This is a genomic window from Acinetobacter sp. CIP 53.82, assembly GCF_000369465.1.
GTDB classification, from domain to species: domain Bacteria; phylum Pseudomonadota; class Gammaproteobacteria; order Pseudomonadales; family Moraxellaceae; genus Acinetobacter; species Acinetobacter indicus.
In genome coordinates this window covers 296,114-321,720 of the sequence record NZ_KB850045.1, presented here as the reverse complement: position 1 = coordinate 321,720, position 25,607 = coordinate 296,114, and the positions used below count along the sequence as shown (strand labels likewise).

At 47.0% G+C, this 25,607-nt stretch carries 22 protein-coding genes and 1 pseudogene; 14 read left to right on the top strand and 9 right to left on the bottom strand.

The genetic code is table 11. The annotated features are described in order from the left end of the window. Positions 1-17 precede the first annotated feature (17 nt). The gene (locus tag F905_RS01985; RefSeq protein WP_005176492.1) at positions 18-920 is read left to right on the top strand and encodes a LysR family transcriptional regulator; all 903 of its coding nucleotides are present in this window, start codon (positions 18-20) and stop codon (positions 918-920) included. Between the two features lie 46 nt (positions 921-966). Here the strand turns inward: F905_RS01985 and F905_RS01980 are convergent, their stop codons facing one another. The 4 genes from F905_RS01980 to glnA all read right to left on the bottom strand — a co-directional run bounded on the left by F905_RS01980 (position 967) and on the right by glnA (position 5,319). Next, the gene (locus F905_RS01980) at positions 967-2,199 is read right to left on the bottom strand and encodes an alpha/beta hydrolase family protein (protein ID WP_005176490.1); all 1,233 of its coding nucleotides are present in this window, start codon (positions 2,197-2,199) and stop codon (positions 967-969) included. A 125-nt stretch (positions 2,200-2,324) separates the two neighbouring features. Further along, positions 2,325-3,203, bottom strand: a complete 879-nt coding sequence (gene ubiA, locus F905_RS01975) for a 4-hydroxybenzoate octaprenyltransferase (protein ID WP_005176488.1) — start codon at positions 3,201-3,203, stop codon at positions 2,325-2,327. A gap of 8 nt (positions 3,204-3,211) precedes the next feature. After that, the gene (locus F905_RS01970) at positions 3,212-3,721 is read right to left on the bottom strand and encodes a chorismate--pyruvate lyase family protein (RefSeq protein WP_005176485.1); all 510 of its coding nucleotides are present in this window, start codon (positions 3,719-3,721) and stop codon (positions 3,212-3,214) included. A gap of 182 nt (positions 3,722-3,903) precedes the next feature. Then, the gene (gene glnA, locus F905_RS01965; protein ID WP_171065055.1) at positions 3,904-5,319 is read right to left on the bottom strand and encodes a type I glutamate--ammonia ligase; all 1,416 of its coding nucleotides are present in this window, start codon (positions 5,317-5,319) and stop codon (positions 3,904-3,906) included. 809 nt (positions 5,320-6,128) lie between these two features. Between glnA and F905_RS01960 the strand changes: the two genes are divergently transcribed. From F905_RS01960 to F905_RS01935, 6 genes are all read left to right on the top strand, one after another. After that, on the top strand, positions 6,129-6,713 hold the full coding sequence (locus tag F905_RS01960) for an anthranilate synthase component II (RefSeq protein ID WP_005176479.1): 585 nt from the start codon (positions 6,129-6,131) through the stop codon (positions 6,711-6,713). 19 nt (positions 6,714-6,732) lie between these two features. Beyond that, positions 6,733-7,779, top strand: a complete 1,047-nt coding sequence (gene trpD, locus F905_RS01955; protein ID WP_016659977.1) for an anthranilate phosphoribosyltransferase — start codon at positions 6,733-6,735, stop codon at positions 7,777-7,779. Between the two features lie 17 nt (positions 7,780-7,796). Beyond that, complete coding sequence (gene trpC / locus F905_RS01950) at positions 7,797-8,603, top strand: indole-3-glycerol phosphate synthase TrpC (protein ID WP_005176475.1); 807 nt, start codon at positions 7,797-7,799, stop codon at positions 8,601-8,603. Between the two features lie 206 nt (positions 8,604-8,809). Further along, positions 8,810-9,493: a Smr/MutS family protein gene (locus F905_RS01945; protein ID WP_005176474.1), complete on the top strand. Its 684-nt coding sequence runs from the start codon at positions 8,810-8,812 to the stop codon at positions 9,491-9,493. Positions 9,494-9,586: 93 nt separating this feature from the next. After that, positions 9,587-10,135, top strand: coding sequence for a GTP cyclohydrolase I FolE (gene folE / locus F905_RS01940; protein WP_005176473.1), 549 nt, complete (start codon positions 9,587-9,589; stop codon positions 10,133-10,135). 96 nt (positions 10,136-10,231) lie between these two features. Beyond that, positions 10,232-10,588 carry a cupin domain-containing protein gene (locus tag F905_RS01935; protein WP_005176472.1) on the top strand — a complete coding sequence of 119 codons (357 nt, stop codon included), beginning with the start codon at positions 10,232-10,234 and terminating at the stop codon, positions 10,586-10,588. A gap of 111 nt (positions 10,589-10,699) precedes the next feature. Here the strand turns inward: F905_RS01935 and F905_RS01930 are convergent, their stop codons facing one another. From F905_RS01930 to hemE, 5 genes are all read right to left on the bottom strand, one after another. Further along, on the bottom strand, positions 10,700-12,061 hold the full coding sequence (locus F905_RS01930) for a diguanylate cyclase (RefSeq protein ID WP_005176471.1): 1,362 nt from the start codon (positions 12,059-12,061) through the stop codon (positions 10,700-10,702). Positions 12,062-12,194: 133 nt separating this feature from the next. Then, positions 12,195-14,093 carry an Lnb N-terminal periplasmic domain-containing protein gene (locus tag F905_RS01925; RefSeq protein WP_005176470.1) on the bottom strand — a complete coding sequence of 633 codons (1,899 nt, stop codon included), beginning with the start codon at positions 14,091-14,093 and terminating at the stop codon, positions 12,195-12,197. A gap of 76 nt (positions 14,094-14,169) precedes the next feature. Continuing rightward, entirely contained in the window at positions 14,170-14,640 is a 471-nt protein-coding gene (locus F905_RS01920) for a DUF3015 family protein (protein WP_005176467.1), read from the bottom strand. Between the two features lie 123 nt (positions 14,641-14,763). Next, positions 14,764-15,588 carry a DUF817 family protein gene (locus F905_RS01915; RefSeq protein WP_005176465.1) on the bottom strand — a complete coding sequence of 275 codons (825 nt, stop codon included), beginning with the start codon at positions 15,586-15,588 and terminating at the stop codon, positions 14,764-14,766. 28 nt (positions 15,589-15,616) lie between these two features. Then, positions 15,617-16,687: a uroporphyrinogen decarboxylase gene (hemE, locus tag F905_RS01910; protein WP_005176463.1), complete on the bottom strand. Its 1,071-nt coding sequence runs from the start codon at positions 16,685-16,687 to the stop codon at positions 15,617-15,619. A gap of 204 nt (positions 16,688-16,891) precedes the next feature. Here hemE and F905_RS01905 point away from each other — a divergent pair, with 204 nt between their 5' ends. The 7 genes and pseudogenes from F905_RS01905 to F905_RS01875 all read left to right on the top strand — a co-directional run bounded on the left by F905_RS01905 (position 16,892) and on the right by F905_RS01875 (position 25,574). Continuing rightward, the gene (locus tag F905_RS01905; RefSeq protein ID WP_005176462.1) at positions 16,892-18,130 is read left to right on the top strand and encodes a L,D-transpeptidase family protein; all 1,239 of its coding nucleotides are present in this window, start codon (positions 16,892-16,894) and stop codon (positions 18,128-18,130) included. A 169-nt stretch (positions 18,131-18,299) separates the two neighbouring features. After that, positions 18,300-18,992, top strand: a complete 693-nt coding sequence (locus F905_RS01900; RefSeq protein ID WP_005176460.1) for a pirin family protein — start codon at positions 18,300-18,302, stop codon at positions 18,990-18,992. Between the two features lie 309 nt (positions 18,993-19,301). Continuing rightward, entirely contained in the window at positions 19,302-20,420 is a 1,119-nt protein-coding gene (locus F905_RS01895; RefSeq protein WP_005176459.1) for an ABC transporter ATP-binding protein, read from the top strand. A gap of 24 nt (positions 20,421-20,444) precedes the next feature. Next, positions 20,445-21,458 carry an extracellular solute-binding protein gene (locus tag F905_RS01890; RefSeq protein ID WP_005176457.1) on the top strand — a complete coding sequence of 338 codons (1,014 nt, stop codon included), beginning with the start codon at positions 20,445-20,447 and terminating at the stop codon, positions 21,456-21,458. 80 nt (positions 21,459-21,538) lie between these two features. Further along, complete coding sequence (locus F905_RS01885) at positions 21,539-23,167, top strand: ABC transporter permease (protein ID WP_005176455.1); 1,629 nt, start codon at positions 21,539-21,541, stop codon at positions 23,165-23,167. A 271-nt stretch (positions 23,168-23,438) separates the two neighbouring features. Then, positions 23,439-23,858 (top strand): annotated as a pseudogene (locus tag F905_RS01880) (Lrp/AsnC family transcriptional regulator); the annotation flags it as partial. Positions 23,859-24,308: 450 nt separating this feature from the next. Beyond that, on the top strand, positions 24,309-25,574 hold the full coding sequence (locus F905_RS01875) for a tyrosine-type recombinase/integrase (RefSeq protein WP_005176450.1): 1,266 nt from the start codon (positions 24,309-24,311) through the stop codon (positions 25,572-25,574). Positions 25,575-25,607 lie beyond the last annotated feature (33 nt).

The following is a 25,607-nucleotide window of genomic DNA, read 5'->3' as shown; positions in this document are numbered from 1 at the left end:
CACGGTGGATGAAAGTCATGGAATTACGGCATTTACGCTATTTTGCAGCGGTGGCAGAAGAACAGAGTTTTACCAAAGCAGCCGATAAACTCTTTACCGCCCAGCCCTCTTTAAGCCAGCAGATTAAGGATTTAGAAGAAGAAGTCGGGGTTCGTTTGCTGGATCGCTCCGCGCGGCAGATTCAACTGACCGATGAAGGCCGGGCCTTTTTACCTTATGCCTTGCAAGCGATTGAAAACGCCAAACTTGCAATTGCCGCAGCGCGTCAGGTGGCGCATCAGAAAAACAACCAGATTCATATTGGCTTATTGAACGTGGCCGAGCTGAAAGTGCTGCCGCTGATGCTAGAACGCTTAAAACAGGCCATTCCCAATCTGCAGATTCATATCCAGAGCCTGACCTGTCTGGAGCAGATTCAGCGCCTGAAAAATGCTGAGCTGGATTTAAGCCTGACCCGCTATGCCATTCAGCAGGATGATTTTGTCGATCTTCCCATTTTGTCAGAGAAAATCTATCTGGTGTCAGGGCAAAAATCTGCACCGACCAAGTCGCGGATGAGTGCTGAAGCCTTGCTGCAACAGCGGCTGATTATGTGCGAGCAAACCGCTTCTCCGGTGTTTTATGAACAGGTCACCCGGCAGGTGCCGATTGAACAGATGCCGGCCGAGCAGTTACTCTGGGTCACCAATGTATTGCAGCATATTAATCTAATTAATCTAATTAATCTGGGGATGGGCTACAGTTTTGTGCCGGAATATCTGCTGCGCTTTCTGAATGAGCATGTGGCGATCATTGAAACCGATTTTGAAGTTCAGCCGCTCCATCTATATGCCAATTACCGTAAAAATAACTATAATCTGGCACTGCAGCTCATTACTCAGGAACTGGCCAAACTCGAAATCTCGGTCACTGAGAGCTGATCAGCCCCGATCTTCCGGACTGATCAGCGAGTTTTTCAGGAGGACATTATTGCGCAGGCATGTGGGTTTGAATAAAGCGCACCAGCTCGGCATTTCTCTGCACAATGGCCTGGGTATGCGAGGCACCCGGGACCAATTCATATTCAACCGTCGTCCCCATTTCTCTTAAGTTATCTACCAGTGCCGTGGTGACAGCTGCCGGTACAGCAGTATCTGCCTCACCCTGAATCACCATAATCGGTTTATCCAGCTTTTTGGTGGCCGGCTGGTTAATGGCCAGGAACTGCTTAATGGTTGCATTGTCCTGGAAATTTGCCGTCAGTCCCGGATAATCAGCCACAGCAAGATCACTATTTTCAGTAAAGGCATCTATATCTTCTCTAAAGGACTGCATCAGCTCGTCCAGACATTGGCCATTTTCACCATTGTTGCCTTCGGCTTCTGGCACAATATCCTGCGATTCCGGCTGGAAGATGCTGAGGTAATTAAAGTCCGGTTCATAGGCTTTAATGCCGACCGCGACATAGGCAGCATAGGCCATCAGTTCTGCATAGACATTACGGGCCGTTCTAACCGGATACAGACCAACACTCTCTGCCAGCTCCAGATCATGAATGGCCGCCGGCGCGACTTCCGCAATGATATAACCCAGACTCGAAGCCGGTGCTGCTGCCACTGCACCTTTATAATTGGCATCCTGATTGGCAAATTCCGCAGTACCTAAAGAGGCATGACCACCCTGTGACTGCCCCACCGACATCCAGGCACCATGCATGTGTGCACCCAGATCTTCTTTTAAGGCGCGTACTGAATAAATAGCAGACTGGGCCGCACTTTCTAAATGTAAATACGGATGAATGCCCGGCGTGCCCAGCCCTTCATAATCTGGCGCGACAATCATATAGCCTGCGGCCAGTAAACTTTCCGCCATGGCCTTAAAACGCGGATTTAAACTGTTGCGACTCGGTGCACAATGATCAGCAATGCCCACTGTTCCATGTTCCCAGACCACCACACGCCAGCCATCTACCGGACGAGGTGCGGACGGATAAAATACCATGGCGGTAGCTTCTGTTTTCTGGTCACGTACATTTGGCATTTTATAGGTCATGACCCGGATGATCGCACCTTCAATACCATCTTGGGTATAGGCAGCATCAGATACAAAAGTTTTGTCACGGATAAAGTTAAAGTCATTATCATCGCCACCACATGCTGTAAATAACAGCGCCGAGGAGCAGGTTACCGCCAATAACAGTTTTTTAAATGTCGTTGTCATCTTGAATTCCTCTTTATCTTCTTGTTGTTAAGTACTCAGCCTGAGTTCTTTGAATTAAGCATAAAAAAAGCATCCTGCTCGGATGCTTTGTTGGCTTTTTGCAAGATCAGACCAAATGCATAAACCTAGAGAAGTGCAAGAAAAATTCCGGCAAAAATCATCAGCCCAACCCAACGGTTATGCCGAAAAGCCCAGAAACATTGCTGCGGATTGCGGTCTTTGGTTTTGTGCCATTGATAGATAAAATCCAGTGCCACCACAGCCAGTGCCACCAGACCAAATGGCATGAACAGATTTTCGATCCACAACGCCGCGCCAATCAGGAGCAGACTGATCAGCTGCAAGGCAGAAATAATCTCAATATCATAACGGCCAAATAAAATGGCGGTCGATTTCACCCCAATTTTGAGATCATATTCGCGGTCAGTAATCGCATATTGAGTGTCATAGGCCACAGTCCAGGCCAGGTTGCCAAAGTACAATAACCAGCAGGTTAAATCCGGGGTTGCACCCACCGCGGTATAGGCCATAGGAATAGACCATGAAAATGCGGCGCCCAGAAATACCTGCGGTAAATGAGTATAGCGTTTCATAAACGGGTAGATAAAAGCCAGAAATAACGCCCCAAACGACCAGTAAAAGGTTTCAAGCGGCAAGAACAACAACAGGCAAGCACTGGCAGCAACCAGCACCAGAAACACCATCACCGCTTCTTTGGCGCTAATGATGCCGGTGGCCAAAGGACGGGTTTTGGTGCGCTCAACATGGGCATCGACTTTACGGTCGGCAAAGTCATTAATGGCACAGCCTGCCGCACGCATAAAGATCACACCCAGAATCATTGGAATCAGCACACCTATGGTCGGTGTTCCCTGAGCAGCAATCCATAAGGCCCACATGGTTGGCCAGAACACCAGTTCGGTGCCAATCGGCTTATCAAAACGGCATAAATAGTAATAGGCTTCCAAGCGCTCACGCCAGGTAATTGAATGTGCAGTTGCCATGACTGTCCTTAACCACGTTGCTGTTGAAAAGAAGAATGTAGAAATTGCTCAAAGCTGGGCAAGAAACTTTCTTGCACAATAAATTTACAGCCATGCCAAGTATAGCAGCTCTGTCTGGTCCAGCCTTCGGGCAATAAAATCACCCGGCGCTCACAGGCCGGATTGGTACGTTGAAACAAAAACCGGCCAATCGGCTTTTTACCAATATGCTTGAACAGGCGTGCTTTTTTTTGCAGGCTTAAAATCGGAAAAATACTTTTGGCTTGAACCCAGGGCTGCTCTTCACAGCCATATAAATAGCTTTCCCGCACCCAGGAGGTATGCTGATGCGGCATGCCCAGCCATTTGGCATCTTCAAAGCTCAGGCGCTGGAAACGTTCGCGCAGTGGCTGTACCTGAAACTGGCCACCGGCCAGATCGGTTAATTGTTGTGTCAGAGAGCCCGGTGCATACAGCCATGTCTTCAATCCTGCAGGAATGGTCTGATCCTGAAATTGACAGGTCTGTTGGCCGCGCATCACTTATTCCCCTTTTATCGCTTGGCCTAGTGTAACTGAAATCTGTTACTAAACCATGGGCTTTTCAGCCAAAAAGCGCAAATGTCATATTCACTATCAATCTACCTCACCTAAATGAATATGAAGGCCATAAAAAAATCCGCGACAAGCGCGGATTTTCTGAGCATGAATCTGAGGTCAAATTACAGGCTGTAGTACATGTCTAATTCAACTGGGTGAGTAGTCGTGTTCAGACGACGAACTTCTTCAGTTTTCAGCTCGATATAAGCATCGAGCATTTCTTTTGTAAACACGCCACCTTTTAACAGGTAGTCATGGTCAGCGGCTAGTGCTTCCAGCGCCATTTCAAGGCTGTGAGCAACGGTTGGAATTTTTGCTTCTTCTTCCGGTGGAAGATCGTACAGGTTCTTGTCCGCAGCTTCACCTGGGTGAATCTTGTTCTGGATACCGTCAATACCCGCCATTAACAGTGCCGCGAAACCTAAGTACGGGTTCATCATTGGATCTGGGAAACGTGCTTCAATACGTTTGCCTTTCGGGCTAGACACGTAAGGAATACGGATAGAAGCAGAACGGTTACGCGCTGAGTAAGCCAGCATAATCGGTGCTTCGAAGTGCGGAACCAGACGCTTGTACGAGTTAGTCGAAGGGTTAGTAATCGCATTCAATGAACGGGCATGCTTGATGATACCGCCAATGAAGTACAGTGCCATTTCAGACAGACCAGCGTATTCATCACCCGCGAACAGGTTTTTGCCGTCTTTAGAGATCGACATATGCACGTGCATACCTGAACCGTTATCGCCTACCATTGGTTTAGGCATAAACGTCGCAGTTTTCGCGTATTGGTGCGCTACGTTCCACACCGCATATTTGAACTGTTGCACTTCGTCAGCTTTACGCACCATGGTGTTGAAGCTCACACCAATCTCTAACTGGCAAGATGCAACTTCGTGGTGATGTACTTCTACACGACCTGGGCCCATGATCTCTTCGATTTTTGCACACATATCTGCACGCATATCGTGGTGAGAATCAACTGGAGGAACCGGGAAGTAACCGCCTTTAACGCGTGGACGGTGGCCAGAGTTACCAGACTCGTAGTCTTTACCTGTAGACCAAGCCGCTTCTTCAGCAATTAAAGTGTGGCGTGCGCCAGACATATCGATGTCCCATTTCACTTCGTCAAATACGAAGAATTCTGGTTCTGGGCCAAAGAATGCAGTATCACCAATACCGGTAGACTTTAAGTAATCTTCTGCACGGCGAGCAATCGAGCGTGGGTCACGTTCATAACCCTGACCTGTAGATGGTTCGATGACATCACAAGTCACGACAACTGTTGGTTCCGCAAAGAATGGGTCGATGAAACCAGTTTCAGCGTCTGGACGTAAAATCATGTCAGATGCTTCAATGCCTTTCCAACCAGCAATTGAAGAACCATCAAACATTTTACCGTCTTCGAAGGTATCTTCATCGATACTGTCTGCAGGGTAAGTTACGTGCTGCTCTTTACCCTTAGTATCAGTAAAGCGGAAATCGACCCATTTTGCACCACTTTCTTGTATGAGTTGAAGGACCTTGTTCGCCATGCTCATTTTGCTCCAATGATATTTTGTTGCACACCCAAGTGCGTGTTAGTAGTTGGCAGTTATTAAGCAATTACCGTACCAACTTTTAAAAGCAAAGTTAAAATATTGAATTTCTTATGAGAAATTAAGATTTAGGGATTTTGCTTTGTGCCTATTATACTAGGGCTATACTGAAATGCACCATATTCAAGCACTCTTTGCGATTTTTCCTGCAAAAGATTTCTCGTGTGTATCAAAATAGTGCAAATAATCAGGTTTCATTTTAACACAGCTTAATAATACTGCTGTTTATTTCGCCAATTTCGCGCTTCATGCAATTTTTCTAATGAATTTCAGACTGGATTAATTGAGTGATTTATAGATAAAAACTCTTTTTTCCAGTAAAAATCAGATTTTCATTTATTTCTGCTTATTTTTTCTTCAAGTGCTTTTCTGTGCGCTTTTCGCAAGTCGTGCTCAGCTAAATTTTTATGCCCATTTTAAAATGCGCCATTTTGGTGAATCTGCGTCATTATGCATCATTTTAGGGGTTTGGCAGCAAGAGGGGTCAACATCACAGCGGACACGTAAAAGCCACAAGCTGAATGCAGCTCAGCCATAAACTTAAAAGATTTCATCTGTATAAAAGCTATTCTGCTTGAAAATGTTCAGCCGCACATGTTTATTTTTTGCTATGATGATTTGCACTGCGTTTTCCCCGCATTTTTTCGCTCGAAAAATAGCCGTGTTGTGACCTCCCTCCACTTTGGAAAACCAGGCATTTCAGGGAATTCTTCAAGCACAGTCAGGTGCATAAATTTTGACAGGTTAAGCTCATGCTTTTGATGATCGATAATTACGACAGCTTTACTTACAACATCGTCCAGTATTTTGGCGAGTTAAATCAAGAAGTTAAAGTCGTTCGCAATGACAGCGTCACATTAGAAGATATTGAGCGATGGCAACCGAAGTATTTGGTGATTGGTCCCGGTCCGTGCTCACCATCTGAAGCAGGCATTTCCATTCCAGCGATTCAGCATTTTGCCGGCAAAATCCCGTTATTGGGCGTATGTCTGGGCCATCAGAGTATTGGTCAGGCCTTTGGCGGCAACATTGTACGGGCCAAAAAAGTGATGCACGGCCGTTTATCGGATATGTATCACAGCGATCAGGGTATTTTCAGCAATTTGCCCTGCCCGTTTTCTGCGACCCGTTACCACTCGCTGGTGATTGATCAGGCGACCTTACCAGAATGTCTGGAAGTCACCTGCTGGACCAATGAAGCCGATGGTTCCATGGAAGAAATTATGGGCGTGAAACATAAGACATTGCCGGTCGAAGGCGTGCAGTTCCACCCGGAATCCATTTTGAGCCAGCATGGCCACAAAATCTTCCAGAACTTTTTAGAAATTTATGCCTAATTTGCACAAAGTGAACACCATGAATATTCAACAAGCTTTAAATCATATTACAAAACAGATTCACCTGACTCAGCCACAAATGGAAGATGTGATGCGTGCCATCATGTCGGGCGAGGCCACCGATGCGCAAATTGGCGCCCTGATGATGGGTCTGCGCCTGAAAGGTGAAAGCATTGATGAAATTACCGCAGCCGCGCGCGTGATGCGCGAGTTCGCGATTAAAATTGACGTTAGCGATATTCCGTATCTGGTCGATATTGTCGGTACCGGCGGTGATGGCCAGAACCTGTTTAACGTATCGACGGCATCCAGCTTTGTGATTGCAGCCGCTGGCGCCACCATTGCCAAACATGGTAACCGCGGCGTATCGACCAAATCTGGTTCCTCTGACCTGCTGGAACAGGCTGGAATTAACCTAGACTTAAACATGCAGCAAACTGAACGCTGTATCCGCGATATGGGCGTAGGTTTCCTGTTTGCGCCGAACCATCATAAAGCCATGAAATATGCAGTTGGCCCACGTAAGGAACTGGGTATTCGTAGTATTTTCAACCTGCTCGGCCCGCTTACGAATCCGGCCGGAGTTAAACGTTTTGTGATTGGCGTATTCTCCAGCGAACTCTGCCGCCCGATTGCTGAAGTGATGAACCAGCTGGGTGCTGAACACGTGCTGGTGGTGCATTCACGTGATGGTCTGGATGAAATCAGTCTGGCATCTGCCACGACCGTAGCAGAACTGAAAGATGGGGAAATCACCGAATGGACCATTACTCCAGAAGAAGTGGGCATTGAATCGCAAACCCTCACCGGTCTGGTGGTGGAAAACTCGGCAGAAAGTCTGGCCCTGATTAAAGATGCACTTGGCAAAAATAAATCTGAACGCGGTGAAAAAGCGGCCAACATGATTGCCCTGAATGCCGGCGCCGGGATTTATGTGTCTGGTCTGACCAAAACCTATCAACAGGGTGTGGCACTGGCGCATGACATTATTTATGGCGGTCAGGCACTGGAAAAAATGGGCGTACTGGCCGAATTTACCAAAACCTTAAAACAGTACGAAGCTTAAGACGGCAGGATAAAATCATGGTGGATATCGCAAATACCATTTTAGGTAAAATTGTTGATCGCAAACAGGAAGAGTTTGCTGCACGTCTGAAACAGCGCAGTTTGAATGATCTGGAACAACTAGCCCAGGCCGCCACACCGGTGCGCGGTTTTGCCCAAAGCTTGAAAAGCAAACGTCCGGGCGTGATTGCAGAAATAAAAAAGGCCTCGCCATCTAAAGGGATTATTCGTGAAAACTTTAATCCGGCTGAAATTGCCCAGCAATATGAAGCTGCCGGTGCTGCCTGTCTGTCTGTACTGACCGATGTCGATTTTTTCCAGGGAGCTGATGAAAATATCGCGCTGGCCCGTAACCATTGCAGCCTGCCTGCACTGCGGAAAGACTTCCTGATTGATCCTTATGGTGTGGTTGAAGCTCGTGCGCTACATGCCGACTGTATCTTGCTGATTGTAGCCTGCCTGTCAGACCAGCAACTGGAAGAAATGTCGAAAACCGCGTTTGAACACAATCTGGATGTACTGGTTGAGGTGCATGACGAAGAAGAGCTGGAACGCGCTTTGCGTTTAAGTGATCGCTGTCTGCTTGGCGTGAACAACCGTAATTTAAAAACCTTTGATGTGGATTTAAACACCTCATTGCGTCTGAAAAAATTACTCGATCCAGCACGTTTACTGGTAACCGAAAGCGGTATTGCCACCCCGGCAGATGTCAAGATGATGCAGGAGCATGACATTCATGCCTTCCTGGTCGGTGAAAGCTTTATGAAACAACCGTGTCCGGATCAGGCCTTTAGCGAGCTGTTTGGTACGCCGCAAAAGGTCTAAGTCTTGGTGCAGTTCAGGAGGCAGGTTTATCCTGAACTGTGCGATTGCACTGCCCTACTTTCATAGGGCGGTCATCTTCCTATATCGCCCCATCTTAACATCTCTCATTTCAAGCCAGATGCAGCGCCAAGCTGAATCCGTTTCAGTTCAAATCAGGCGTAATTCAGACTATACTGGATTGAAATTTTATCCTCCTATTTTCGATTATGAGCAAACACGATTCTTCGCTATCGAAAGAACAGTTTAAATTACTCAAAGACTTTAAAAAGCAGATCAGTAATCCGCATCCGCGCGTAGAGCCGGCAGCGCCGGCCATCAAAACTGCTGAACAGGAACAGGCCGAAGATTTTGAGCTGTTTCAAAAAGAAATGCGTGGGGTCCAGAAAATGGATCATGGCAATATCGCGCCAGTGGCCCAACCGGCCAAGAAAAAGCTGGATGCCCAGACGCTGGCTAAACGCGCAGCCGCCGAAGGCCCCATGCAAACTGATGAGACCATTTTGTCGGACACGCAAGCCATGCTTAATCCGGTGGGCAGTCAGGCCAGTTTAAGCTACCGCATTGCCACCTTGCAGCATAAGGTGTTTGAAGATTTAAAAGCCGGCAATTTGCGCTGGTTTGAAGCGGTCGACCTGCATGGCTGTACCGTGGAAGAAGCCCGGGTGGCCGTGCTGCAAATTATTCAGATGGCCAAAGATGAAAATCAGAACGTGATTAAAATTGTGCATGGGAAAGGCCCGGAAGCCATTTTAAAAACCTATGTCAATGGCTGGTTACGTCAGCATCGCGATGTTCTGGCCTTTGTCAGTGCGCCGGAAAAACAGGGCGGCACCGGTGCGGTGCTGGTTCTGCTAAAACGTGCAGAAAAGAATCCAAAGTTTAAACAATAAGCGGATTTTTCCTCAAAAGCAGGCATTGTTGCGGTTTTCTGCTACAATGCCGTCCTTGTTCAATATCAGTGTAAGTGAACACGTCTTATGTCTATGCAGCAATCCTACGCAAACATTCTTACTGCCGTTGGTGAAGATTTAAATCGCCCTGGTCTCAAAGATACGCCTATGCGTGCTGCTAAAGCATTTTCGTATTTAACCTCGGGTTATAGCCAGACGTTGGCTGAAGTGACCAACAACGCCGTGTTCCCGTCTGATAACCGTGAAATGGTGCTGGTCAAAAATATCGAATTCTATTCGCTATGCGAGCATCACCTGCTGCCATTTTATGGCCGTGTGCATATTGCCTATTTACCGGAAGGCAATGTTTTGGGACTGTCTAAATTTGCCCGTATTACTGAAATGTTTGCGCGCCGTTTACAGATTCAGGAAAACCTGACCCAGCAGATTGCAGAAGCCGTGGCTGAAGTGACCAAAGCCCGCGGTGTTGCGGTGGTGATTGACTCTGCACACATGTGCATGATGATGCGTGGTGTTGGCAAGCAGGAATCGACCACACGTACCGTGTCATTTATTGGTGACTTTAAAACTGATAAAGATGCACGCCGTGAATTTTTAAGTGCCGTACCTGAAAGTTACTAAACCTAAATAATGCTGGAGCCTCGACATCTGTTGGGGCTTTTTTATGTCCTGTTTCTTATACTACCGCTGGTTTCCCTATTATTTTAAGGAATGCAAATGTCTTCAATTTATTTAGCCGGTCAGGGCCTGACCCAAAGTGAATGCAGTGTCGACTTCCCGCGTCCGGATCGTTTGGTCAAAGGCAATCCCAAACGTGATACCTATAGTGCCTATGAACATCCCAATATGAGCTGTGGCATCTGGCAGTGCGAAGTCGGCGCCTGGAATATTGTCTTTGCTGACAATAAACAGGAATTCTTTAATGTGATTGAAGGCGTGGTGCGTATTCATGACCAGCACGGACAATATATTGAAGTTACCGCCGGTCAGGCCGGAATTATTCCACCGGGTTTTGTCGGTACCTTTGAAGTGGTTGCAGCAGTGAAAAAATATTATGTGGTGGTTGAGGCCTAAAATACCGCTTGAGCTTTTTGATGTTTTGGCTGGTTTTATCTTGCTGCTTTGATATAAAAAACGCCCGACAGTTTTGGGCGTTTTTTCATGCCGGGATGAGACTTAAAAGGCTTATTTGGCCAGATAGACCTGATTACGTCCGGCATTTTTGGCGCTATATAAGGCTGCATCTGCGGCATCCAGAAAACGCTGATAATCCGGATGGCCATCATACTGCACTGCGCCAATACTCACGGTAAATTTAAAACTCTCACCTTCAGCAGAACGGATTGGGGTATCTTCAACCCGGCGACGGATGGTTTCGGCAATCATCTGGGCCCGGTTCCAGTCACTATCGACCAGCAGCAATAAAAACTCTTCCCCACCAACCCGGAAAGCATAATCACTACCCTTGCTCGATTCCAGCAGCACTTCGGCCATAAACTGCAAGGCCAGATCACCGGCGGCATGGCCATAGCGGTCATTAATCTCTTTAAAGAAATCGGCATCAATCGCCAGTAGACTTAAAGGTGAGCGGTTTTTGCGCGAGAACTGGATTTCACGAATCAGGATGGTATTTAAATAACGCCGGTTTAACAGCTGGGTCAGCGAATCATTGCCCGTGCCGATATATTCCGCCACCTGAAACAGCTGATCGACCAGATGCTGGATTTCGCGGTTTTTACAGCGAATCTGCTGAATCAGTAACAGCATCTGCTGCTGATCGGAAGTGTCCAGCAGCTGCTGGTTCAACTGATCCACCTGATAAATCCGCTGGATAATAAACTCCACCTGCTCGGCGCTGGCAAAAGCATAGGCTGCTTTATGGATGAACCACAGGCCAAATTCAGATTTGGAAAGTGGCGGATGAAACAGCGGTGACTGATCAGAAAAGGCCTTAAACATCAGCTCATTTTCCCAGTCCAGCAGACAACCGCGCTGGCGGTCTTTTTGCACGGCCACATCCTGCATGGCAGAAAACAGACGGTAGGTGTGTTTCATATCATTATGAATTTCTACCTTGGCCTCATAAGTGCGGCACATGATTTCTGCGGCCAGGCTCAGCACCTGAGTCATATAATCGGCAGCAGCCAGTACATCGGCCTGCGGGGTTTGCAGAAAAAAGACAAAACTTTTGCGCTGGATTTCGCGGATGCCGCGAATAATCAGCCAGGAGGGAACGCCAATACGCGCATGCACTTCCCCGACTTTCAGCTGCTTGGCGACAATGGCTTTAAAATCCTGCTTGAACGGAACCGCAAAACTGTCCAGCAGCCATTGCTGCAAGGCATTTTTCAGGCGGCTACGCACCAGTTCATCGGACAGGAAATAGGAGGCTTCCTGCTCCTGCATCATCTGTCGATAAAATTCGGCCACCAGCACCGTGACATGCTGTTGAATGAACTCGAAGCTATAGCTTAAATCGGTTTCAGAAAATTGCCCGCAAATCGCCTGCCACTGCGCTGCAAGTTCCTCTATACGCTCTTGGTTCATACAACCGGCTCACACAGATGAATTACAGCGCAGATTTTAACGCAGCTGTCACATAAGACAATTCTTTTGTGAATTAAATGAATATTCACTTAATAACAATCTGGATTTTCAAGCCTGACTTCACGACTTCAGCTTAAAAGAACCAGGCATAACCAAGACTGGTCTGATGCCAGTCCTGTTGATCCTGCTGCTGATATTCCCAGCCCAGACGAATCGCATGCTGCGGATTCAGCACATATTGCAGCTGGCTGTGCAGTCTCAAATTCCATTGCTGGGTATCTTCCCAATACGGTAATTCTACTTGCAGCACGCTATTCAGCTGCGGACTCCAGATATTCTGGCAGCCCACTGTTGGCCCAACACCCACGCGCCAGCCACGATCCAGTGCTTTACCGGCCTGTAGATAGTTTTGTAGCTGGGCATAGCAAATATGCTCGCGGTCGGCACTGGCCCAGCTATAGCCCATCTGGACCTGTAAATTGGCCACGCCATGCTGTTCCTTAGTGCTGAACTGACCATGCTGATCGAGCGCTTCCTGGTTCCAGCCCAGATTAAAACCCCAAGACAACGGCGTTTTAAACGGCGTAATCGGGTTATAGGAATTCACCGCCAGCACGTCGAGCTGACTCAGTTTTAGGGTTTCATCCCGATATTGCAGTGCACCCTGTAAAAATAGCAATTGAGTCCCAGTGCGAAAACCACCTTGCGGATCGAGCAGATCATGATAGGCTTGCCGATGCCCCAGTTCGATAAAGGACTGTCCCTGTACTTCACCGGTACTTAGCGTCAGGTTACGCGCATGATGGCCCTGGCTTGGATCAACGTTTGGGACGTCCGGCGCGCGGCGCTGCTTGTCGACCTGAAGCTGGCTTCGCAGGCTGAGTAATTGGCGTAAACGTGGCTGGGCAAAACCGGTTTCGACCTTGCGGGCTAAAAACTGCAGGTACAGATCATCGTAGGCCATTTCCAGTATTTTGGCCTGCTCTAATGCGGTATAAGACTGTAATAACGTATTTAAATCGGCAGATTCGGCAAAAGCCAGCTGATGTGCCGCTTGCGCCAGGTCTGTACCATGCTGGCGGGCTTGAGCCAGTAACTGGGTTTCTAGCGCCGGGCGATACACGGTGTCTTTGACCAGATCTGAATCTGCCAGCGCCTTGATGGTTTCAACTGGAATCGACGCCACTTTAAACTGTTGCTGTAAATTCAGCTCTGGACGGACCAGATCAATCAGGCCCAATAAACGATAGGCACAGTTATCACTGACAAAATAATAGGGAAAGCTGACGTGCTTCATTTCCCAGATATGTTCCACCAGAAAACGGGTTTCATCCGGGCTTAAATCCAGCTCGTATTCCCATAAATCGCGGCTTTCCAGATCACCATATTCCTTAACCTTGCGGTAATACGGCATGAGGGAATATTCACCCGGATACTGTCCGGTCAGACCTTTCCAGGCATAGGACCAGCTTTGCTCACCCGGCACTGTGGCCGCATAATTTACCGCATAGGAAATCAGGTTCAGTTCCTGCTGATCTTTCGGGTCCAGTCGCAGCAAGGTATGCCCGAACATGGAGCTGGGATTGCCCATAAAATCGGTGGCATAAATTAAAGTGGTTTTGTATGGACGAATCTGGCCAATCCATTCATCCAGTTCCGGACAGGCCACGGCAGCCAGTTCCGTCTGTGGAATATTCAGTTGTTGCACCAGCCAGCGGCTACGTGCCGGAAAACGGCATTGTACCGATTGATTTGGCTCGGCCTGCTGAAACAGCGCTGCAATATGCGCCTGTAATTCCTGATTTAAATCGGGTGTTTTGGCCTCTGTTAAAAAATAGCCGGCATAGCTGACAGTACTCTGCCCGGAAGTATTGGCATACATTAAGCGTTGCCAGGTATTTTGCTGTGCCAGTTGCTGCTGTTCAGCACGCTGGATATACAACTGTGCCGGCGTTGAAGATTCAGGAGAAGACGTCGCGGCATACGCCACAGGAGATAACAAAGCAGCACATACAAAAGCAAGAGGTTTCATTCAGCAGATCAATTCTTATTCGGTTCTTATATAGAGAAAAACCCTGCCAGAAGACAGGGTTTTATGGGATGCTTAATTAGACGTAGGCTTTTAAGATGTCGTCTTGTGCCATCACTGACTGTAAAGAAGCCAGCACTTCAACAGAAGTCTGGTTGTCAGCTGAATAAATTTCAGAGAAGTTTTGTTTGGTCACTGCAAAGAAACGTGCTTTGTCTTCTGCTTTAATGCTCAGTAATTCAGCCAGTACGTTCAGGCTTTCACCCTCGCCTACAGCCATATCACGCGCCAGCGTTTCGGCATTTTCATTGGTAAATGTCACCACTTGCGCAGTTACAGTACCAGTACCGCTACAGCCTAAAGTACCGAAGGTAATACCGAACAACTGGTTTGCAAAAATACCATTGGTTGTAGCAGCTAAAATTTTAGGCACTTTACCAGACTGACCTGCCCAAACTTGAGAACCAATACCACAGCCGGCATCAGCGTCTGCAAATGCTGCTGTTGAACCTGCTGCCAATACTGCTGCCAAAGCTAATTTTTTTAACATAAAAGTCTCCAGAATTTATTATCTGAGTTTGTTATTGTTTCACAATGTGTAATTTTTATTACACTGTTTAAAGATAACGCATCCGCCAGCGAACACAAAACACTTTATACCAAAGTGGAAAAATTATTTTTCTGTATCCTTTAAGTGCGCAGGTTTCAGTTGCCAGATGCCATTTGGCTGACGATCACCCAGAATTTTCAAGACCAGCACCAGACTCAGCAATAACAGCAGATACCAGGACCCCAACTTGCCCCAGCCAACCATATGCCAGCTGTCGACCTGACTTGGATACAGCCAGATCTGGTAAAAGGTGCTGATATTTTCTGCAATCCAGATAATAAAGGCCAGTAACAACAAGACCGGTAACATCGGCAGCTGCATCCGGTGATGCTGCAATTCAAACTGGATACGGGTTTTCCAGAATATCAGTACGCTCCAGGCAAACAGCACATAGCGGATATCCGGCACAAAAAACTTGCTCATAAAATTAATATAAGACAGCACCGCCAGACTCAGCATATTGGCAAAACCCGGCAAGCGAGTAAAAGATACCCGATACAAACGCAAGGACCGGGCAAAGAAACTGCCGACAGCCGAATACATAAACCCGGCAAACAGCGGCACGGTCATAATTTTAAATACGGCCGGCTGCGGATACTGCCAGGACGCAATCGCCGGATGGGTCAGAAAAATTTCCATAATCATCGCCAGCAGATGAAACAGCGCAATGACTTTGGCCTCGGCCCAGGATTCCAGCTTGAGATACAACAGTAAAATCTGGATAAGGACCGCATAAAACAGCAAATAGTCATAACGGAAAAAACCGTAATAGTCCTGGCTACCCAGACTAGCGGTAAAAGCAAAAGCAATCAGCAATAAAATTCCAAATAAGGCAGCCGAAGCTGCCTTATAAGCGAATTCAAAACCTGATTTTAAAATTGTGATCAAGGCTGAATCCTAATATTGTTGCATCTTCTTAAAGGTACTTGGCACTGTATTCATGCACCGTATCAATAAAGACTTTCGGATTGGCCGGATCCACCCATTGGGTAATGCCATGTCCAAGGTTGGCAATATAGCCAGTTTTTTCACCATGCGCATAGGCATCATCCAGCATGGCTTTGGTCGCCTTGGCAATTGAGTCCGGGCTTCCATATAACGTGGCTGGATCCAGGTTGCCCTGTAAGGCAGCACGGCCATTCACGGTTTGGCGCGCCACATTTAATGGCGTGGTCCAGTCCAGACCAAAGGCATCGGCACCGGTGGCCACCATTGGCTCCAGCCATTGACCGCCGCCTTTGGTAAATAGAATGACCGGAATTTTACGGCCATCTTTTTCACGTTGCAGACCCGCTACAATCTTTTGCATATAGTTCAGCGAGAACTCGATATATTCACGATGCGCCAGTGCCCCGCCCCAGCTGTCAAAAATCTGCACCGCTTGTGCGCCAGCATCAATTTGCGCATTCAAATAGTCAATCACGGCGACTGCCAGACGGTCGAGCAAGGCATGCAGCACTTCCGGCTGGGCATACATCATCTGCTTGGTAAAGCGGAAATCCTTGCTTGAACCACCTTCAACCATATAAGTCGCCAGCGTCCACGGACTGCCAGAAAAACCAATTAACGGCACCTGTCCGCCCAGAGCCGAACGAATGGTCGACACCGCATTCATGACATAGTCCAGATCTGACTTGGCATTAAAATTCGGCAGATTGGCGACATCCTGCTCGGTACGCACGGTTTTATGAAACTTCGGACCTTCACCAGCTTCAAAGTACAAACCTAAGCCCAAAGCATCCGGTACGGTTAAAATATCGGAGAATAGAATGGCTGCATCCAGCTCATAACGGCGCAAAGGCTGTAAGGTCACTTCACAGGCAAATTCGGTATTTTTGCACAAGGAAAGAAAATCTCCGGCCTTGGCACGGGTTTCACGATACTCAGGCAGATAACGTCCTGCTTGACGCATCATCCATACCGGCGTGGTATCTACGGGTTCACGCAACAAGGCACGTAGAAAACGATCATTTTTTAAGGCCGTCATTTACTTTCCTAACTTCGACTGAATCTTGCATCCATCATATCAAAAAGGCAGAAATTTTAATAACTTCTTTAGTCCTTTAAAAATACCGGACTGTAAAAGATAAAAGTGATATTTACACAAAACAGATACTGCATCTCCTCATTTTTTCTGTAATACTTGTGTAGTTTTTAAAATGTAAATGAATAATTCTTAAGGTTGACTTACATGTTCGTTCGCACAGTACTCGCAATGAGTTTAAGTTGCATGTTTGCTGGTACAGCCCTGGCTGCAACCACTGCTGAACAGCCGTTGAATCCTCAATTGATTAGCGATACAGCGGTTGAAGATCCGATTGATCCGCTTGCAACAGACGCATCAGCGGCAGTCGTACCTTCAGAAGTTGAAACGCAAATTACGCAACAAGAAGAACAAGATTTAAACAAGGCTTCAGCGACCCTAGAAGACCTGCAAAATGCCGAAGATACCCAGGCTGATATCGGCAGTGCACCGACAACTGCTGCGCCTGCAACAACTTCAGCCAACACAGCGCCAGCCAAAGCCTCCTGGACTTTAGATGGCCTGAACAATGCCAGCTGGTATGAAAATATTGGCAAAGGCCAGTTCCCGGTCTATGCGCGCGCGCATGTGATGCTCAATAATGCCCATGCTTCTCCGGGTGCGATTGATGGAACCAGCGGTAAAAATACCCTGAAAGCGATTGCCTCTTTCCAGCAGATGAACGGGATTAAACCGACCGGTGTGCTGACGCAGGAAACCTGGGATGCTTTAATTGCCCGTCAGGGTTCAAAACCGGCTTTCGTGGAATACACCATTACTGAAGATGACCTGAAAGGTCCGTATGTGAAATCAATTCCGGGCGATTATGCACTGCAAGCCAAAATGAAAGGCCTGCACTACACCAGTGTCACTGAAATGCTGGGTGAAAAGTTCCATATGGATGAAAACTTCCTGAAAAAGCTCAATCCAAATGCCAACTTTAACAAAGCCGGTCAAAAACTGATTGTGGCCAATGTGCGTAATGACCTGCCGGAAGATATCCACCTGATTGTGGCGCATAAAGGTGCTAAACAGCTGTATCTATTTAACAGCCGCAACCAGATGATCGCATCATTCCCGGCCAGTATTGGTAATACCAACACCCCTTCACCAACCGGGACTTATAAAGTGACTGGTGTGGCACCAAACCCGTGGTACAGCTACTCGCCAAGTAACTTTATCCAGGGCAAAAACATGAAGCCACTGTCCTTACCACCAGGTCCAAACGGTCCAGTGGGGAATATCTGGATTGGTCTGAGCAAAAAATCCTTTGGTATTCACGGTACGCCAAACCCGTCGATGATTTCTAAATCCTATTCGCATGGCTGTATCCGTCTGACCAACTGGGATGCCAACGACCTGGGCCGTAAAGTCCGTTCAGGGGTTACGGTTAAATTCCTCGAATAATCTGCTTATACCCCATAAAAAGCCTGCCGATGCAGGCTTTTTTGATTACGGAGGGTTGAATCTATGACGTTGCGAATCTGGAACGATATGTTGCATTCCATGCCTAGAACAGGCACCAGGTAAAACACTAAGATAGCCTCAAGCTCAAAAAGAATTAGAGGATTATCTGATGAACGCCTACTTACATCGTAGTGAAGAACGTGGTCATGTTAAAGCCGGCTGGTTAGACACCAAACACAGCTTTTCATTTGGCAGCTGGTACAACCCGAAATACATGGGTGTGAGTGTGCTTCGTGTGATTAATGATGACCGGATTGCTGCCCACAATGGTTTTGGTACCCATCCGCATGACAACATGGAAATTTTAACCTGTGTACTGGATGGCACCATTTCACATAAAGACAGCATGGGCAATGAACGGCATATCAGTGCGGGTGAATGGCAGCTGATGAGCGCCGGAACCGGGGTTCAGCACAGTGAAATCAACCAGGGCGATGTACCAGTGCATATGCTGCAAATCTGGATTCATCCAAATGTGCGTGATGCAGAGCCAAATTATCAGCAAATTAAACTCGACCCACGTGAACAGCCGAACCAATGGCACCTGATTGTTGGCCCGAACGAACAGGCTCCAATGCATATTCGCCAGCAGGCTGAAGTGAAAACCGCGGTACTTGAAGCCGGCCAAAGCCTAAACGTACAGGCGACCCAGCAGCTCAACTATGTGCATGTGATTCGTGGTGAAGTGCAGATTGGTGAACATACGGTTAAAGCTGGTGATGCACTGTTATTCGCGGAACATGCGGATATTCAGGCAACCGAAGAAAGCCAGATGATCTGGTTTGACTTACCGGGCAAATAAGCCAATTTTTCTCTCCCATGGGTCATAATGATTTTGGCCCAATAGCCGCTCCATTGAGCGGCTATTTTTATGTCTTAAAGCCGGCCTTGATTGACTTTTACCTGAGTGTGAACAGTCTGTTTAAGCTGCACTCTTTGCAGCAACTCAAATACCATTTATGAAAATAAACTGAATAAAATCGGCCGATTGCCTGTAACCCGATAAAACTCTCAAAACTGAAACTATTTACATTCTCATTGGTAAAAACACTCTACATGAGAAAAATTCTCAGTTATAATAACTGCATAAAAATCATCCTGTGAATTGACCATGAATGCTTACACTGCAGCTCAGGCCAATGTCTTGACCATTCGGCAACTGAGCAAACAATTCGGCTCTCGTTTTGCGGTGCATCAGGCCAGCTGGTCTGCACAGCGCGGACAAATTATCTGCCTGCTGGGCCATTCTGGCTGTGGCAAAACCACCATGCTTCGTCTGATTGCCGGACTGGAAACCCCAAGCAGTGGCTCAATCCAGCTTGAACAGCAAATCCTGTGGAGCGAACAGCAACAGATTCCAGCCGAAGCGCGCAATATTGGCCTGGTGTTTCAGGACTATGCCCTGTTTCCGCATTTAAGCGTACTGGACAATGTCATGTTTGGCCTGAAAAAACTGCCCAAAGCACAGCGTCAGGCGGTGGCCGAGCAGGCGCTACAGCATGTTTCAATGCAGCATCATCTGCACAGTTATCCTTATACCCTGTCTGGTGGCGAGCAGCAGCGCGTGGCCCTGGCCCGTGCCCTGGCACCTAAACCGCAGGTGCTCTTGATGGATGAACCTTTTTCCAATCTCGATCATCGCCTGCGTGACCAGATCCGGCAAAATACCATCGAGATTCTGAAGCAGACTGGCACCACTACAGTCATTGTCACCCATGATCCGGAAGAGGCGCTGCAAATTGCCGATCAGATTATTTTGATGCATCAGGGCGAAATTATTCAGATCGGTACGCCGAAAGCCCTATACCGACAGCCAGCCACCTTATTTGCCGCCCGTTATTTTTCTGCCCTGAATGAAATTCCGGCGCAGCGTGTCGCGCAGCAGTTACAGACCTGTTTTGGCACACATCCCATCAGTGAAGCGCTGGTGCAGCACCAAGAGCCAATCCGCTGCTGTTTCCGTCCACATCAGGTGCAGGTGTTTAGCCAGCCGACAGCCGGCGCAATCCCGGCGACGGTGCTGTCCTCCAGCTTTATGGGCCATGCCGAACAGCTACGCCTGCAACTGGACCCCGAGACTATTATTCTGGCGCAGGTCAGCCCGGCACAGACCGCTTATCAGGAACAGGTTTATGTGCGCCTCGATCTGCAGCAGTGTTTTTTCTTCGCTCAAGATTCACAGCCGAAAGCCCATACAACCACCACGGCTGAAGTGGCCAACGCTTTTTAAATTGACAATAAGGAATGAAAAACGATGAAAGTAACAATCAAAATTCCACTGCTGGCCAGCGGCCTGCTGGCGCTGAGCGGTCTGGCGCAAGCCGCGCAGGTAAACCTGTATACCACGCGTGAACCGGTGCTGATTCAGCCCTTATTGAAAGAATTTACCGAAAGCAGCGGCATTAAGGTCAATACCGTATTTATTAAAGATGGTCTGCTGGAGCGAGTGAAAGCTGAAGGACGCCGTTCACCGGCCGATGTGATGCTGACCGTCGATTTTGGCAATCTGGTGGATCTGGTCGAAGCGGACCTCACCCAGCGCGTGAATTCCAAAGTATTAAATAATGCCATTCCGGCCAATTTACGTGCAGCCAATGGCCACTGGTATGCCCTGTCAATGCGTGCCCGTGCAGTCTATGCCTCCAAAGAACGTACCCCACTGAACGCCATTCATTATGAAGATCTGGCCAATCCGCAATGGAAAGGTAAAATCTGTATCCGTTCGGGTAGCCATCCCTACAATACCGCGTTAATTGCCGCCTATATTGCCCATCATGGTGAAAAAGCGGCAGAAACCTGGTTACGCGGCGTTAAAGCCAATCTGGCGCGTCCAGCCAGTGGCGGTGACCGCGATGTGGCGCGCGATATTCTGGGTAAAATCTGTGATATTGGTGTGGCCAATACCTATTATGTGGGCACCATGCGCAATGGCAATGCTGAACAGCAGCGCTGGGGCAATGCCATTAATGTGGTGTTACCGCGCTTTAAAAATGGCGGCACCCATGTCAATGTCTCTGGTGCAGTTGTAGCCAAACATGCGCCAAACCGCAAAGAAGCGGTACAGTTACTGGAGTTCCTGGCCTCAGATCAGACCCAGGCCATGTATGCACAAAGTGGTTATGAATATCCGGTCAAACCAGGCGTGAAGATTGATCCGATTATCGCCAGTTTCGGCAAGTTAGATATTGATTCACTGCGTTTAAGTGAGATTGCTCGCCATCGTAAGGCAGCCAATCTGCTGGTTGATAAAGTCCAGTTTAATCACTAAACCTGAATCATCAGATAGCGCGGGCAGACTGCTGCTCGTGCTATCAGTCTTGTGTCCATGTCCAGCCTGTTGATCCCCCGATGACCCAGAAAAAATCTCCTGTAACTGCACTTTTTTCACTCAGTGGCCTGTTTACCCTGCTGGCCTGTCTGCCTGTGCTGGCTTTGCTCTGGACGGCCTTACAGGGCAATAGCGAGATTTGGGACCATCTGCTGCAATATGTGATTCCTCCCACCCTGATTGAAACCGGCCTGTTGCTGTTTGGTGTCGGGATTCTGACGATTCTGATTGGTACCGGCAGTGCCTGGCTGGTCACGGCCTATCAATTCCGTGGCCGTGGTTTTCTGGACTGGGCACTGTTACTGCCCTTGGCCGTACCGACCTATATTATTGCCTATAGCTATATTGATATTTTGCATCCGATTGGTCCTGTGCAGACCCTGCTGCGGGACTGGCTTCAGCTAGAAATGCAGCAGCTCTGGTTTCCGAATATCCGCTCGCTCTGGGGCGCGATTTTTCTGCTTAGTTTTGTGCTGTATCCCTATGTCTATTTAAGCACCCGTGCCATGTTCCTGATGCAGTCAGCCAGCCTGATTGAAGTCGCGCGCAGTCTGGGATTAAAACCGGAACAGGTATTTTTCCGGGTTGCGATTCCGCTGGCTCGCCCGGCCATTGCGGTTGGTGCCAGTCTGGCCCTGATGGAAACCATCAATGATATTGGTGCCACCGAATTTCTGGGCATTAAAACCCTGACCCTGTCAATTTATTCGACCTGGACCAACCAGTCCGATCTGGCCAGTGCCGCCCAGATTGCAATTTTTATGTTGCTGATCATTAGCCTGCTGGTACTGGTAGAACGGCTGGGGCGACGCAAACAGCGCTATATGAACTCGGCCCAGCGTAGCCGGCTGATGCCCGCCCAGCCAGTGACCGGCGCCAAAGCCTGGCTGCTATTCGGCCTAGGGCTGATTCCGGTGATTATTGGTTTTCTGATTCCAATCAGTCACTTACTGGTCGAATCTTATCAGCGTTTACAATATGCCGGTTTCTCTGAATATCTGCTGCAAGCCTCAATCAATACGCTTACCTTAGCCAGTATTGCCACTTTTGTGACCATGCTGATTGGCTTTATGATTGTGAGTACCGCACGGTTTAGCCGAAGCAGCTGGCTAAGCCGGGTTGCCAGTTTGGGCTATGCCATTCCGGGCACCGTACTGGCCATTGGCCTGATGCTGTCTTTGGGCGCGATTGATCACGCCGTAGCGGATTTTCTGGAATTCCAGCTTGGTCTGGATACCGGCCTGCTGTTTTTAGGCACCAGTTTCACCTTAATTTACGCCTATGCGGTACGCTTTCTAGCCATTTCAATTGGCGGGATTGAATCGGGGTATAACCGGATTCATGGCGTTTTTGATGATGCCGCACGTAATCTGGGCCAGAGCAAAGGCGGGATTCTGACCCGTATCCATTTGCCTTTATTACGTCCTGCACTGATTTCAGCAGCCTTACTGATTTTTGTGGATTGTATGAAAGAGCTGCCGGCCACATTGTTGCTACGTCCGCTGAATATGGAAACCCTGGCCACGCAGTTATATGCCGAAGCCTCACGTGGTACCTATGAAGAAGGCGCAATTGCAGCCTTATTGATTGTTCTGGTCGGACTGATTCCAGTGATTTTACTGGCACGGTTGGGGAAAACTGTACGTTAATCTGAACTAGATGAACTGGCTAAACTCTGCTTCAACATTGAGTGCAAGTTTAGCCTTCTCTCTTTTTATAGTGAAAATCGTTTAAAGAGAATAGCCTTATAAAATAGAGATACACTTTTGATTTTTAATAAGCTTGGGATAAAGAATTTTATTCAGAAATAGTTTAGGCAGATAGTGCTTAGAATATTATCCTTAAATCCAATTATTTTTTTATTATTCAATAATAACTAAGAATCAAGAATTAAAAACCAATTATTCATCCGTTTAAAAAAATAAAACAGACAATAAAATACTTGGATTGTTAAGAGAAAATGCACGTATCTCAATTACAGAAATTGCGCAGAAAACCCGAAATTCCCGGGCCACGGTTCAAAAGCGAATCGAGTACATGGAAGCGACTAGCATCATTACCGACTATACGGTACGCATTAAACCGAACCTGAATCCGCAGCTTATTCAGGCCTGGATGAGTATTATGGTGGAAGGCAACAAGGCACAGGCCGTCATCAAGGAGCTACGTCTCGATCCGGCTATTCAGACCTTACATACGACGAATGGCAAATGGGATTTACTGGTAGAAATCCAGTCCGACAATTTGGTGAATTTTGATTTAATTTTAAGTCGGATCAGAAGTATTTCAGGGATTTATAACAGTGAAACCAATATATTACTGTCAACCTATAAAATTTAAATAATTGATTTTAATCTTCATCTGTCGCATATACATTGCGACAGGTGAAAGATTATCGATGATTATTTTATAGAAAAGTAATCTATATAAATATTCGTTTTTCATATTTTATGGATTTTTATTTTTAGATATTCGAAGCAAAATAATATATCTTAAAGGTATTTATATAATACCTATAAAATATATTTAGCTCTCCTCTTTAAAATAAATCAGCTCCATATAAAGAATATAAAAATAAAACGGAGCGCAATAAAAAAAGCCCTGACAATGTCAGGGCTTTTTGAATTTGGCGGAAGCGGTGTCCGTCTAACAATAGTCCTAAGCAATCCAAATAAATATTATAAAATTATATATTTCAATGTTTTAACATTTTAATCATCCTAGCACATCTTGTCTCATCCTACCATTTCCAGTATTTTATGAGGGGTAGGTTGTGGGGTAAATAAAGACATGCCAAAGAAATCTAAAGAGCTATCTGCACTCAGTGTATCAAAAATAAAGAAGACTGGGCGACATACTGTAGGGGGCGTTGATGGCCTTTGCCTGAATGTTGAAGGTAACTCCCGTGTCTGGATTTTGCGTGCAGTAGTAGGAAAACGTCTGGATAAAGATGGGAAGTTAAAACCACATCGCCGCGATATTGGAATCGGTCCCTACCCTGAAATTTCTTTAGCTGAAGCCCGTGCCAAAGCAACTGAATTAAGATTACAAATACGAAGTGGCATTGATCCAATTGCTCATAAACAAGAACAACTAGAAAAGCTGTATGTTCAGAAACTTCGTGACAAAACATTCCTTGAGTGTGCAAAAGTCGTTATTGCCAATAAGGCCCGTGAACTGAAAAATGAAAAGCATATTGGACAGTGGACTTCTACATTAGAAACCTATATTTACCCAACTTTAGGTGATATCAGTATTGGTACAATTACTAAAGTCGATATTGCCGAAGTTCTTAGACCTATCTGGACTGAGAAGAACGAAACAGCTAAACGTATTCGTGGTCGTATAGAAACCATTTTTGATTATGCTAAGGCCATGGGATATTTTGTTGGTGATAATCCTGCTGAATGGAAAGGTAATCTTGAACCAATCTTAGGCAACTTAAAGCGGGAATCGCGCCCTCACCCATCGTTACATTATAATCAGGTCTCTGAATTTATTCACCACCTGAGACAGAAAAAAGGAATTTCACCTAAAGCGCTGGAATTTACAATTTTAACTGCCTGTCGGTCTGGTGAGATCTTTGGGGCTAAATGGCAGGAAATTGATTTTAAGAATAAAGTTTGGATCATTCCTAAAGAGCGCATGAAAGCAGACAAAGAACACCGTGTTCCGTTGTCTCAAGAGGCAATCGCTTTGCTTGAATCAATTCAACAATATACCCGACCACAAGACTTTATCTTTCCTGCCCCTCGTGGTGGCATGCTATCTGACATGTCATTAACCACATTAATTAAACGTATGCATGAACAAAAACTTAAAGAAAATGGCTTAGGCTATATTGACCCAAAACAGAATCGGGTGATTACAACACATGGCTTTCGCTCTACTTTCCGTGACTGGTCAGCCGACAAAACAGACTACCCTAGAGAAGTTTGTGAGCATGTACTGGCACATAAGCTACCTGATGAAGTCGAAGCAGCTTATTTACGTGGGGCTTATCTGGAAAAACGTAAAGGATTAATGGCTGACTGGGCTGAGTTTTGTAATGCATAAAAATCGTGCTTCTTCCTTAAATTACAGAAGCAT